The following is a 10,659-nucleotide window of genomic DNA, read 5'->3' on the forward strand; positions in this document are numbered from 1 at the left end:
AGGGAGACCAACGATCTCCTTAGTCTTCTATGTGTCGCGTCCGGCGCGGATTGCGGCGATGACGTCGAAGTCTCCCTTCACATCGATAGGTGCACGCTGGGAGAGTTCGGCCGCCTTTTCTTCGATGGATTTTCTGTTTGCGGTAAATGGGGACGACGCGACCCTGGTGAGGATGTTGCGCACGTAGTCTTCGAGGGAAACACCAGCGGTAGCGGCGCGGTGCTGAAGGGTTGCGATTGTTGTACTGTCTACGTCCTGGATTTCAACGGTGCAGGTAGGGGAGGAGCTCATAGTGCTATCGTACGGGAGCTTCTTGACCAGCGTCTGTGCCGCTAGAAGGCTGCACGGCCTGCCAAGCCACCGCGCCGATGTGCAGCGAGCAGGCTGCCACAAGGGCGTACCACCAGCCAAAATTCACTGAGGTGTGCCATGGCATGGCGTAGCCGATGAAGAGTATGGCGAGGATCGTAATCGTCGTGGTGCCAATGCTTTGAGCAATGGAATGGGGCTTTCTCAGGGCCTTCCATGCGGCCCAGAGCTCCGAAGCGGTGATGACGGCGAGCGCTACGGTGAGGAACATGGTTACTCCTTAAGGTGCGAGCTCGTCGAATAGAGCTTGGGCAAGGTCTTCGGTGCCGGCGAGGGAATCGTTGTTGGCGAAGGCGGCGCGTTTGGTTTCCGGATCGATGATGAGCATGGTCGAGTAACCGTAGGTGCCGCCGTTGTGCCAGTACCCAACATTGTCCTCGCTGGGAGGCTGCCAGCCGTAGTCGATATCGCCGTTCTTCATAAACCACTCAGCGAATTTGGCCATGTCACTCGCCGTGGAGCGGATCGCTCCCGCAGGTGCGGAGCCTTCCATCTCCCAGGGGGCAGCGTGGCGGCCGGTGGCGGTAAGTCCCCGTGGAGCGTCGGCAGGCACAGAGCCCGGCGTCATGAGGTAGGTCTCCGTCATGCCAGCTGGCTCGAAGATGCGCTCCTTGAGCATCTGCTCATAAGGCTGCCCGGCAACGGTCTCCACCATGTGTCCCAGGAGCCCATAGCCAAGGTTGGAATAGGACTCTTCGCCGCGGCCCTTCAACTTAGACTTCGTGGCCGCATCCATGATGTCCTCGGTGGTTTTGCCCTCATAAGGGTTGGCGCCGGTAATGGCCGAAATAAGGCTGCCTAGAACATCGTTGCTGGCCAGCCGAGGAAGGCCAGAGGTGTGGTCGAGTAGCTCCCTTACGGTGACGTCGGCGACGGGTGCATCGCCAACCTTGAGGACTTCGCCGACGGTCGTGTCGGGGCTCAGCTTCCCCTCTTCAACGAGCTGGTGGGCCAGCTCGCCGGTAAACATCTTGGTGACGGAGCCAATTTCGACCTCCGTGTGCTCGTCGCTGCCTAGTCCCGCGAAGGTGGTCTTACCGTCTTGGATCGTGAAGGCGGTGAGGTTGTGGAAGCCGGACTCCGAGTGCTGTTCCAGCTGGGTGGCTAGGGTTTCGTCGCCAGTCTTGTCTTGTGCCAGCGTAATTCTCTGTGGGCCTGCGACAAGCAGGACGGCGGCAACGGCAGTAGCAGTGATGACGGCTAAGACAATTTTGCGCATTAATGGTCCTCGCTTGCGGTGATAATGGTGAGCAGGGGAATAACGCGGGGCGGGCGGATGGAGTATTCGCCGCCAGACTTCGTGGTCCAGCCCGCATGAGTTAGAGCGCTCAAGTGGTGGTAAGCGGTGCCGGTGGAGGAGACGATGTTTTCTTCGACCAGCTCGGCGGCGGTGGCGGATGCGGCGAGGAGACGGCGGAGGATTTCGCCGCGAATTGGGTGAGCGAGCGCAGAGAGGCGCTCGAGATTCTCCGCCCAGCTCTCATCGGTAACGAACGTGGTGGGGCGCTGCCATTGATAGGCGTACGAGCGCTTGCCGACGTTTATGTTGCCGCCAAAGATGACGGAACCGTCGGGAAGCTGCTCGTTGGGTGCGAGGGCGTCGACCAGCCAGTAGGTCGAGTCTTCTTCAGTGGTGGTGGGTGTAGGTCTGGCGTCGGCAGTGTTCGTGCGCCCCTCGAGCGCGGCGACGCGCGCTTCAAGCTCGGCGAGGCGTGCTTCGACTGTTGTGTCCATGGAATCTAGAATTCCAGAAATCTAGAAACCTGGCAAGGCTTAGTTGAGGATTGGGTACTGGAGTTAAGAAATCATCGGCCACGCGGTGGAGACATCCGAGGCATCCCGACCGCGTCCTTCCAGGTACTTCTTGAAGGACTCGCGGTCCTTGTACCACTCGACGGCCTGGTATTCCATGAGCTCGTTGGTGTCCATCTGTGCTAGCTCGGGGAAGTGCTGGCACACCTGCTTCCAAGCGACGCGGGCGGCCGCGAGGGCGTCGGCAGTAGCCTCATGCGCGTTGCTCAGCTCCACGCCGTAGTGGGCAGAGACCTCCTCCAGGGTGCGCTTGCCCTTGCGCCACTTGTCCTTCACCCGGTCGATGACGAAAGGATCGAATACTGGGCCGTTCACCGTGAAGTCCCCGGTCAGCGCGCGCAGTACAGAGAGATCGTAGGCGGCGTTGTAGACAATGAGCGTAAGACCTTCCTCCCAGGCCTGGTAGATGGCATCGACCGTCTCCTTGAGGACTTCGTCGTGCGGGCGACCCTCCGCGCGGGCCTTCTCAGTAGTGATGCCGTGGATCTTGGCGGCCTCCTCGGGGATCTCCACTCCGGGGTCAGCGAGCATTTCCCGCTTATCTACCTCGCGCCCGTCGATACGAACCAGGGCAGAGGTGACGATGCGGGCTTCTTTGGGCTTTACGGAGGTGGTCTCGAGGTCGAAGGAGAGCATACGGGTGGCGTCGAAGTTCATGGACAACACTCTAGCGCCCGGCTCGGACATGCACTGTGGAAGTCCTGCAGAATGACGGATATAGAACTGCAGAATGACGATCAATATCTTGCAGAATGACGGACAAAGCCTTGCAGAATGACCAACTGCAGGTAGAGTGCTATTTATGGAACGGTATATTAGACGCGGTATGGAAGGTTTTGCCCGAGAAGCATTGACCTTCTCACCCGTTGTCCACGTCACGGGCGCACGGCAGGTTGGCAAGTCGACGTTGACAAGGCATCTCGGCCTTGAACGTGCTGTGTATGTAACGCTGGATGATCCCGCTGCTCTCTCACTAGCGGAAGAGGATCCGATGACCTTTGTGCAGCAAGGTGGTGACGCAACGCTGATTATTGATGAAATTCAGCGGCTTCCCGAGCTCACACTGCCGTTAAAAGCCGAGGTGGATAGGAACCGCCGGCCAGGTCGATTTATCATTACTGGTTCATCAGATTTTGCTCGGGGAGTGGGTAAGAAGGATTCCCTTGCAGGAAGAATTATTGATCTCCATTTGCACCCACTGAGCCAACAAGAAATTTGTGAAACCGTCAGTGACGGCGCCTTTGTAGATAGGCTCGATGAGCTCGTCGAATTGCCTGTGCGTTCTGTTCCTACGGAACAAGTAGATCGAGCTGGCTTGGTGGACAAAGTGCTGAAGGGCGGCTATCCGGTTGCATTAGAGCTGCAAGATCGGATGCGCCGAGCTTGGTTCGAGTCTTATGTTTCACATGTGACGGTGATTGAAGAAACCCTATCCCGGGAAAGCGCACAGCCGGGAAGGTTGCAATCGTTGTTGCGACTACTCGCAGCACATCAGGCGGGGGAGTTAGTTCCGGCGAAGCTCGCACGTGAAGCGGAAATCCCAGCGTCCACTGTCCGCTCCTACCTCGATACATTGTCAAGGCTGTTTCTTTCCTCACAGGTGAAAGCGTGGAAATCAAATCTGACGTCGCGAGAAATATCCAAGCCCAAAAGTTGGGTCACTGATTCCGGTCTGGCTTCCTGGTTAGCGGGGCAAACTCGAGACATGCTCATGAATCCGCTGGTGCAGTCGCATCTAGGGCATTTAGTGGAAGGGTTTGTCCTTCAGGAACTTTCTGCCCAGCAGGGTTGGGCTGAAAGTCAGCATCAGCTGCTCCACTGGCGTGATAGTGCCGGGATGGAAGCGGATGTTGTCATCGAATTCGCGGACAATAGCATCGCTGCGCTTGAGGTTAAATCCGGTGCGACAGTCAAGGCAGGACAGGTTCGGCATTTGCGTGCACTGAGCGAGAAACTAGGGCCCCGTTTCCGTGGAGGATTTGTCTTGGCTCCGATTCCCTATGTGCAGCCCTTGGGAGACAAACTTTGTGCGCTACCGATGTCATATTTGTGGCGTGGATAGGACGTTTGGCCAGGAACATGCTGTGTCCGGCAGCCCCGCTACACTAGTGACTCGTGAGTGATGCAGTAGATATCCAACGCGAATGGTCCGAGCTTGCCCAGGAAGTGCGCAAGCACCGCGAGCTGTACTACAACGGCGAGCCGGCGATCCCGGATGCGGACTTTGACGCCCTTTTCCAGCGCTTGCTGGCGCTGGAAGCGGAACACCCGGAGCTTCAAACTCCGGATTCGCCTACCCAGCAGGTGGGCGCTGCCCCGGAGGGCGCCGTTGACATCGAGCACCTGGAACGCCTGTACAGTTTGGACAACGTTTTTAGCGCTGACGAGTTGCAGGACTGGCTGGACCGCACCCCGGCAAAGGCCTATCTCACCGAGCTCAAGATTGACGGTTTGTCCATCGATTTGGTCTATCGTGACGGCAAGCTTGCCACGGCCGCCACGCGTGGTGATGGTCGCGTGGGTGAGGACATCACTGCTAATGCGCGTGTTATTCCCGATATCCCACGTGAGCTGACGGGCAGCGAAGAATACCCGGTTCCCTCCCTGGTAGAGGTCCGCGGCGAGGTGTACATGCGCCCGGATGAATTTGAGGAAATTAACTCCGCACGCCGCGAGGATGGTAAGCCCACCTTTGCCAACCCCCGCAACGCGGCCGCGGGCGGACTGCGCATGAAGGACCCGGAGGACGTCAAGAAGCGCCGGCTCCACATGGTCTGCCACGGCATCGGCGCGCGCGAAGGATTCCAACCAGCCTCGCAACACGACGCCTACCAGGCCTTGGAGGCATGGGGATTCCCGGTGTCGCCTTATACCCAGCGGGTCACCACCGCCAAGGAGGTTCAAGAGCGCGTGACCTACTGGGAGGAACACCGCCACGATGCTTACTTCGAGATGGACGGTCTCGTCATCAAGGTCGATGACCTGGCCAGCCAGCGCTCCTTAGGCGCGACCTCACGTGCGCCACGTTGGGCCATCGCGTATAAGTACCCACCGGAGGAGGTCACCACCAAGCTGCTCAACATTGAGGTCGGTGTCGGTCGAACGGGACGCGTGACGCCTTTCGCCATCATGGAACCAGTCTTTGTCTCCGGCTCGACGGTTTCCATGGCCACCCTGCACAACCAGTTCGAGGTCAAGAACAAGAACGTCCTCATCGGGGACACCATTGTCATCCGCAAGGCCGGAGAGATCATCCCTGAGGTTCTCGGCCCCGTCCTAGACAAGCGCGATGGCAGCGAGACCGAATGGGTCTTCCCGGAGAACTGCCCTGCATGCGGCACGAAGCTGGCACCGCAGAAGGAAGGCGACCAGGACTGGCGCTGCCCGAATACCCGCAGCTGCCCAGCGCAGCTGGCGGCGCGTCTGGAGTATTTGGCCTCCCGCAAGGCGCTCGACATTGGTGAGCTGGGGGAGAAGGCTGCTGCGGATCTGATTTCCTCCGGAGTGCTCGTGGACGAGGCGGAGCTCTTTGATCTCGATGAAGACGCACTCCTCAAGTCCTCGGTCTACACCACCCAGAAGGGCGCGCTCAACGCCTCGGGCAAGAAGCTGCTGGAGAACCTCAAGTCCGCCCGCCAGGCTGAGTTCTGGCGAGTGCTCGTAGCGCTGTCCATCCGGCACGTTGGCCCCATTGCCGCACGTGCGTTAGCCACGCGGTTTGGCTCCATGGAGGCGCTGCGCGCAGCATCGGTGGAGGAGCTGGCGGATACCGATGGCGTGGGCGGCATCATCGCGGAATCCTTTAAGCAATGGTTTGAGGTGGACTGGCACGACAACATCGTGCAGAAGTGGACCGCCGCCGGGGTGACCATGGAGGAAGAATCCAGCGATAAGCCCGCGCAAACGATGGAGGGAATCACCGTGGTGGTGACCGGAACCCTAGAGAACTACAGTCGCGATTCCGCTAAGGAAGCCATCATATCCCGTGGCGGCAAGGCCTCCGGGTCGGTGTCGAAGAAGACCAACTATGTCGTCGTCGGAGAAAACGCCGGTTCAAAGGAACAGAAGGCCCGCGACCTTGGCTTGACCATCTTGGATGAGGAAGGCTTCAACCGCCTCCTTGAAACGGGCGAGGCATGAAGTTAGCCGCCTTCGACCTGGACGGCACTATCTACTTTGATGGCCACATGCCCGAAGACGTGCCGGAGGCGATTGCCGGTTGGCGCGCTGCGGGCAACCTTGCCGTCGTGGCCACGGGCAAGTCTCCTCATTCTGCTCGGCGTGCACTAGAGCCTTTTGGCGTTGACTTCGACTACTACCTGCTCTGCAACGGCACCGTCATCATGGATGGCTCTTATGAGTTGCTCTACGAAAACCATGTACCGCCCGAGGTGGTTCGTGCCGTGTATGAGCGGGTGCATGACACACCAAAGCTCGACCTCTACTGCACACGTTTGACAGGCCCGGACGGCTACCTCGTGCGCAACGTGGCGGGCGTGCACAACCCCATCATCAGTGAGCCCGTGCCGGTCCCGCCGTCACGCATTGAGGAAGAGGTCTTCCCGCTTGTTGCCGCCTGGACCCCGGGCAACCCAGACCTGCAGAGGAAGATCGCGCAGTGGGTCACGGACCGCTTTCCGGTAGGTACCGCGATGAACCGCAACTTCTTCGACATCATGCCGCCCGGTCACGACAAGGGCTTTGCCTTGACTTGGCTGCTTCGTCACCTGGAAGTTGAGCGCTCTGACATTGAGCTCATCACCTTCGGGGACGGGCACAATGACCTGCCCATGCATGCGCTTGCCGACGTCTCCCTCACCTTCCCCTGGGCGCAACCCGACATCCACAAGGCGTGCTCAGCGGTTGTGGACTCAGCCTTTGAAGGTCTAATACACTACGGTTCATGAAGATTGCGGCTTTAGACATGGATGGCACTGTTTACGTCAACGAAGACATAACAGAGGCCACACAAAAAGCCATCGCTGAGTGGCGTGCCGCAGGCAACTTGGCCGTCTCCGCGACGGGCAAGTCCATCGCCAATGCGCGCAACACACTCGAACCCTTCGGCGTGGAGCTGGACTACCACGTGCTCTACAACGGGACAGTCATCACCGGCGGCGACTATTCCATCCTGCACGAGGAGCATCTGCCGAGTGAGGTTGTGCAGTCCATTGTCGCTCGTTTCACCGGCCTGCCGTTGAATATCTACCTCACAGGCTTGTCTGGAGCCGACCAGGTAGCGTGGGATGGCCTCGCAGGACGCGAGTCCTCCATGGTGGCGAATACGGAAGTGGTGGATCCGGGGGACGTCGCCAAGCGCAGCACTGTGTTGTTGTCCCTGTGGATCCCTGGCAACCCTGAGCTGCGCCGCGAGGTGGACGAGTGGGTCCGCGAGAATTGTGCCGTCGAATCATCCTTTAACTGCGATTTCTACGACATCATGCCACCTGGCCATAACAAGGGTGAGGGCTTGACGCGGTTGCTTGATCATCTCGGCCACGAAAAAGCTGAACTCTACACCTTCGGCGATAGCTTCAATGATCTCTCGATGCACTCTATCGCCACCGAGTCCTTCACGTTCCCGGGAACGCAGATCACCGAAGAGGTGGACCACGTGGTCCCCGATGTCGCCGCGGGACTCAACTCGTTGCTTGCCCGCTAAGTAAGAAACGCACCCAAGATGGCACCCAAGTCACCCAAGTGCTCAACTTCGGAGGCGAGGTAATCGGGTCCACCAACGCGGCCCATCACCACCACGTAGTTCGTTCCCACGAGGGGAGCAGCGGCCAGCGCGGATTCGATGAGCGTCCAGGATTCCGGAATCCACGTGTCCTTTTCAGGGTTGAGCACGCGAGCCGTTGTGATGTTGAGGTCGGTGGGGATCGAGCCGTCGTCGGCAGGCGCGGCGTCCGACGCGGCGATGCGGCTGATGTTCTCGTCGTTCGCGATGACAATGGCCCAATTGGACGTCAGCGCCTTGGGGATGGCGGCGCAGACTTCACTCATTGCGGCCGTCACGTTGCGTTGTGCGGCAACCTTGGCCAGCACGTGGATTTGCCCGCGGCGGTCAACGCGACCGCTGAAGGGGCGAATGGAGTCGACCTCGACTCCTTCCACGGTCTGTGCTGCCGTGATGATCTCATCCGCCATGGTGGACTGGGGGAGATCCAAGACGATGTCATCCATGACCGTACCGTCTGGGAAATTCTCCACAATGTCGACGGAGCGGATATTTGCCTCGATGCTGCCCATCGCGTTGGCAAGGAGGCCAAGGCTGCCGGGGGTGTCAGGGAGAAGGACACGGACGAGGTACGACATATCGTTCTTTCTGGGGAAGGTGAATAAGTAGGGAGGGGATATTTGGCTTTCTAACTCGATCGATGTTACCCAACCTGTCGAATACTATTCAATAGTATGAGCTTCACTTAGGGGAGGAGTGGTGGTGGCGCGGCAACAGCTGTGCAGTACCATGGGTGCTTAGCTATCAACCGTCTCAATGAATAAAAGGATGGAGTTCGCGTGTCTGATATTTCGCGTGACGAGGTCGCGCACTTGGCAAAGCTGTCGCGATTGGCCCTGAGCGAGGAAGAACTGAAGCAGTTCGCCGCGCAGATCGACGAAATCGTGGACTCGGTGTCCGCGGTGGGCAAGGTCGAGGCTGAAGGTGTGGAGCCAATGTCGCACCCGCACTCCGTACATGCTCCAATGCGTGAGGACGTTATTGTGCGCACCCTCACCGCCGAGCAGGCCCTGGACCAAGCGCCGGCAGCTGAAGATGACCGCTTCATGGTTCCGCAGATTCTGGGTGGAGGAGACGAATAAGAATGGCACAATTCATTGCGCCCACCGAGGGCATTACCGCACTGACCGCCGCCGAGCTGGCTGAGAAGATTCACTCCCGTGAGCTCACCTCCCGCGAAGTTACTCAGGCATTCTTGGATCGCATCGCGGAGACCGATGGCGAGCTCAACGCCTTCCTCCATGTTGGCGCGGAGGAAGCACTGGCGGCTGCCGACGCCGTCGATAAGTCCCTCGACGCCGGCGAAGAACCCGCCTCTGCTCTGGCTGGCGTGCCGCTGGCGCTCAAGGATCTGCTCGTTACTACCGACGCCCCCACGACCGCCGCCTCCAAAATGCTGGAGGGCTGGGTGTCACCTTATGACGCTACGCTGGTGACGAAGCTGCGCGAGGCAGGTATCCCGATTCTGGGTAAGACGAACCTTGATGAGTTCGCGATGGGTTCTTCTAACGAGAACTCTGCTTATGGCCCCGCGCACAACCCCTACGACACCGAGCGCACCCCGGGCGGCTCCGGCGGCGGCACTGCTGCGGCTCTTGCCTCGGGCCAGGCCCCGCTGGGTATCGGTACTGACACTGGTGGCTCGATCCGCCAGCCTGCTGCACTGACCAACACCGTTGGTGTCAAGCCGACGTACGGCACGGTGTCGCGTTACGGCCTCATCGCAGCTGCAAGCTCTCTGGACCAGGCAGGTCCGACTGCCCGCACGGTTCTGGATACCGCACTGCTGCACGAAATCATTGCCGGACACGATTCTTTTGATGCCACCTCCGTGGATAAGCCGGTTGCCCCGGTAGTCGCCGCCGCTAAGGAAGGCACCAATGGCGACCTTTCCGGCGTCAAGGTTGGCCTGATCAAGCAGTTCGAGCGCGACGGCTGGCAGCCGGGCGTGATGGAGGCCTACCACGCTGCGGTTGAGCAGTTGAAGAACCAGGGCGCGGAGATCGTCGAGGTTGACTGCCCGCACTTCGACGATGCACTAGCTGCGTACTACCTCATCATGCCGTGTGAGGTCTCCTCCAACCTGGCCCGCTTCGACGGCATGCGCTACGGCCTGCGTGTGGGCGATGACAGAACCCACTCCGCGGAAGAGGTTATGTCTCTGTCCCGCGCTGCTGGCTTTGGTCCTGAGGTTAAGCGCCGCATCATGCTGGGTACCTACGCGCTCTCCGTTGGATATTACGACGCCTACTACCTCCAAGCACAGCGCGTGCGCACCCTCATTGCACAGGACTTTGAGCGCGCTTTCGAACAGGTCGATGTCCTTGTTTCCCCGACCACGCCGACCACGGCCTTCAAGCTGGGGGAGAAGGTTGAGGATCCGATGGAGATGTACAACTTCGATCTCTGCACCCTGCCGCTGAACCTTGCCGGCGTGTGCGGCATGTCTGTACCCTCCGGCTTGGCGTCTGACACCAATCTGCCGACCGGCCTGCAGATCATGGCTCCGGCGTTCAAGGATGACCGCCTGTATAAGGTTGGTGCCGCCTACGAAGCAGGACGAAAGTAGCGCGCAGAACTGCACCTTGTAGTGCTCCTCAGCCGGTGACCTTTCACGGAAACGTGGGAGGCCGCCGGTCTTCGTCGTTTTCTTCGACGGTGGGTACGTTCCTGGGTTTGTAGTTGTTCCCTTTCTCGCAGCTGTGGCTCGTCGTTTGATTCAACGAGGGCTAGGCCCC

At 59.5% G+C, this 10,659-nt stretch carries 12 protein-coding genes; 6 read left to right on the top strand and 6 right to left on the bottom strand.

Annotation, left to right across the window (positions count from 1 at the left end; all coding sequences use genetic code 11):
* Nucleotides 1-27: 27 nt before the first annotated feature.
* The 5 genes from HMPREF2822_RS12765 to HMPREF2822_RS12785 all read right to left on the bottom strand — a co-directional run bounded on the left by HMPREF2822_RS12765 (nt 28) and on the right by HMPREF2822_RS12785 (nt 2,838).
* Nucleotides 28-291 (bottom strand): FitA-like ribbon-helix-helix domain-containing protein, encoded by a 264-nt coding sequence (locus HMPREF2822_RS12765; protein WP_070525241.1) that lies wholly within the window; start codon nt 289-291, stop codon nt 28-30.
* A gap of 4 nt (nt 292-295) precedes the next feature.
* Nucleotides 296-580: a hypothetical protein gene (locus HMPREF2822_RS12770; protein WP_070525243.1), complete on the bottom strand. Its 285-nt coding sequence runs from the start codon at nt 578-580 to the stop codon at nt 296-298.
* A gap of 9 nt (nt 581-589) precedes the next feature.
* Entirely contained in the window at nt 590-1,588 is a 999-nt protein-coding gene (locus HMPREF2822_RS12775) for a serine hydrolase domain-containing protein (RefSeq protein ID WP_070525245.1), read from the bottom strand.
* Nucleotides 1,588-2,103, bottom strand: coding sequence for an ArsR/SmtB family transcription factor (locus HMPREF2822_RS12780; protein WP_070525247.1), 516 nt, complete (start codon nt 2,101-2,103; stop codon nt 1,588-1,590). The genes HMPREF2822_RS12775 and HMPREF2822_RS12780 overlap by 1 nt, the downstream gene beginning before the upstream one ends.
* Before the next feature lie 63 nt (nt 2,104-2,166).
* Nucleotides 2,167-2,838, bottom strand: coding sequence for a 3'-5' exonuclease (locus tag HMPREF2822_RS12785; protein ID WP_070525249.1), 672 nt, complete (start codon nt 2,836-2,838; stop codon nt 2,167-2,169).
* A gap of 145 nt (nt 2,839-2,983) precedes the next feature.
* Between HMPREF2822_RS12785 and HMPREF2822_RS12790 the strand changes: the two genes are divergently transcribed.
* From HMPREF2822_RS12790 to HMPREF2822_RS12805, 4 genes are read left to right on the top strand one after another with little or no spacing between them, the layout of a single operon-like run.
* A complete protein-coding gene (locus HMPREF2822_RS12790) occupies nt 2,984-4,243 on the top strand; it encodes an ATP-binding protein (RefSeq protein ID WP_070525251.1) in 1,260 nt (419 codons plus the stop codon).
* Nucleotides 4,244-4,296: 53 nt separating this feature from the next.
* Complete coding sequence (ligA, locus tag HMPREF2822_RS12795; protein ID WP_070525252.1) at nt 4,297-6,321, top strand: NAD-dependent DNA ligase LigA; 2,025 nt, start codon at nt 4,297-4,299, stop codon at nt 6,319-6,321.
* A complete protein-coding gene (locus HMPREF2822_RS12800) occupies nt 6,318-7,088 on the top strand; it encodes an HAD family hydrolase (RefSeq protein WP_070525253.1) in 771 nt (256 codons plus the stop codon). The genes ligA and HMPREF2822_RS12800 overlap by 4 nt, the downstream gene beginning before the upstream one ends.
* Complete coding sequence (locus HMPREF2822_RS12805; RefSeq protein WP_070525254.1) at nt 7,085-7,843, top strand: HAD hydrolase family protein; 759 nt, start codon at nt 7,085-7,087, stop codon at nt 7,841-7,843. Before HMPREF2822_RS12800 ends, HMPREF2822_RS12805 begins: the two co-directional genes overlap by 4 nt.
* Here the strand turns inward: HMPREF2822_RS12805 and HMPREF2822_RS12810 are convergent.
* Nucleotides 7,840-8,499 carry an ACT domain-containing protein gene (locus HMPREF2822_RS12810; protein ID WP_070525255.1) on the bottom strand — a complete coding sequence of 220 codons (660 nt, stop codon included), beginning with the start codon at nt 8,497-8,499 and terminating at the stop codon, nt 7,840-7,842. The two genes, HMPREF2822_RS12805 and HMPREF2822_RS12810, sit on opposite strands and share 4 nt — an antisense overlap.
* Nucleotides 8,500-8,700: 201 nt before the next feature.
* Here HMPREF2822_RS12810 and gatC point away from each other — a divergent pair, with 201 nt between their 5' ends.
* Nucleotides 8,701-9,003 (top strand): Asp-tRNA(Asn)/Glu-tRNA(Gln) amidotransferase subunit GatC, encoded by a 303-nt coding sequence (gatC, locus tag HMPREF2822_RS12815; RefSeq protein ID WP_070525257.1) that lies wholly within the window; start codon nt 8,701-8,703, stop codon nt 9,001-9,003.
* A 2-nt stretch (nt 9,004-9,005) separates the two neighbouring features.
* A complete protein-coding gene (gene gatA / locus HMPREF2822_RS12820) occupies nt 9,006-10,490 on the top strand; it encodes an Asp-tRNA(Asn)/Glu-tRNA(Gln) amidotransferase subunit GatA (protein ID WP_070525258.1) in 1,485 nt (494 codons plus the stop codon).
* The last annotated feature ends 169 nt before the right edge of the window (nt 10,491-10,659 follow it).

The sequence above is a fragment of the Corynebacterium sp. HMSC062E11 genome (assembly GCF_001811845.1).
GTDB lineage: Bacteria > Actinomycetota > Actinomycetes > Mycobacteriales > Mycobacteriaceae > Corynebacterium > Corynebacterium hesseae.

What these genes read in the sequence shown, in the direction of transcription:
- HMPREF2822_RS12765 (WP_070525241.1), bottom strand. Translation starts at nt 291, where the DNA reads ATGAGCTCCTCCCCTACCTGCACCGTTGAAATCCAGGACGTAGACAGT.
- HMPREF2822_RS12770 (WP_070525243.1), bottom strand. Translation starts at nt 580, where the DNA reads ATGTTCCTCACCGTAGCGCTCGCCGTCATCACCGCTTCGGAGCTCTGG.
- HMPREF2822_RS12775 (WP_070525245.1), bottom strand. Translation starts at nt 1,588, where the DNA reads ATGCGCAAAATTGTCTTAGCCGTCATCACTGCTACTGCCGTTGCCGCC.
- HMPREF2822_RS12780 (WP_070525247.1), bottom strand. Translation starts at nt 2,103, where the DNA reads ATGGACACAACAGTCGAAGCACGCCTCGCCGAGCTTGAAGCGCGCGTC.
- HMPREF2822_RS12785 (WP_070525249.1), bottom strand. Translation starts at nt 2,838, where the DNA reads ATGAACTTCGACGCCACCCGTATGCTCTCCTTCGACCTCGAGACCACC.
- HMPREF2822_RS12790 (WP_070525251.1), top strand. Translation starts at nt 2,984, where the DNA reads ATGGAACGGTATATTAGACGCGGTATGGAAGGTTTTGCCCGAGAAGCA.
- HMPREF2822_RS12800 (WP_070525253.1), top strand. Translation starts at nt 6,318, where the DNA reads ATGAAGTTAGCCGCCTTCGACCTGGACGGCACTATCTACTTTGATGGC.
- HMPREF2822_RS12805 (WP_070525254.1), top strand. Translation starts at nt 7,085, where the DNA reads ATGAAGATTGCGGCTTTAGACATGGATGGCACTGTTTACGTCAACGAA.
- HMPREF2822_RS12810 (WP_070525255.1), bottom strand. Translation starts at nt 8,499, where the DNA reads ATGTCGTACCTCGTCCGTGTCCTTCTCCCTGACACCCCCGGCAGCCTT.
- gatA (WP_070525258.1), top strand. Translation starts at nt 9,006, where the DNA reads ATGGCACAATTCATTGCGCCCACCGAGGGCATTACCGCACTGACCGCC.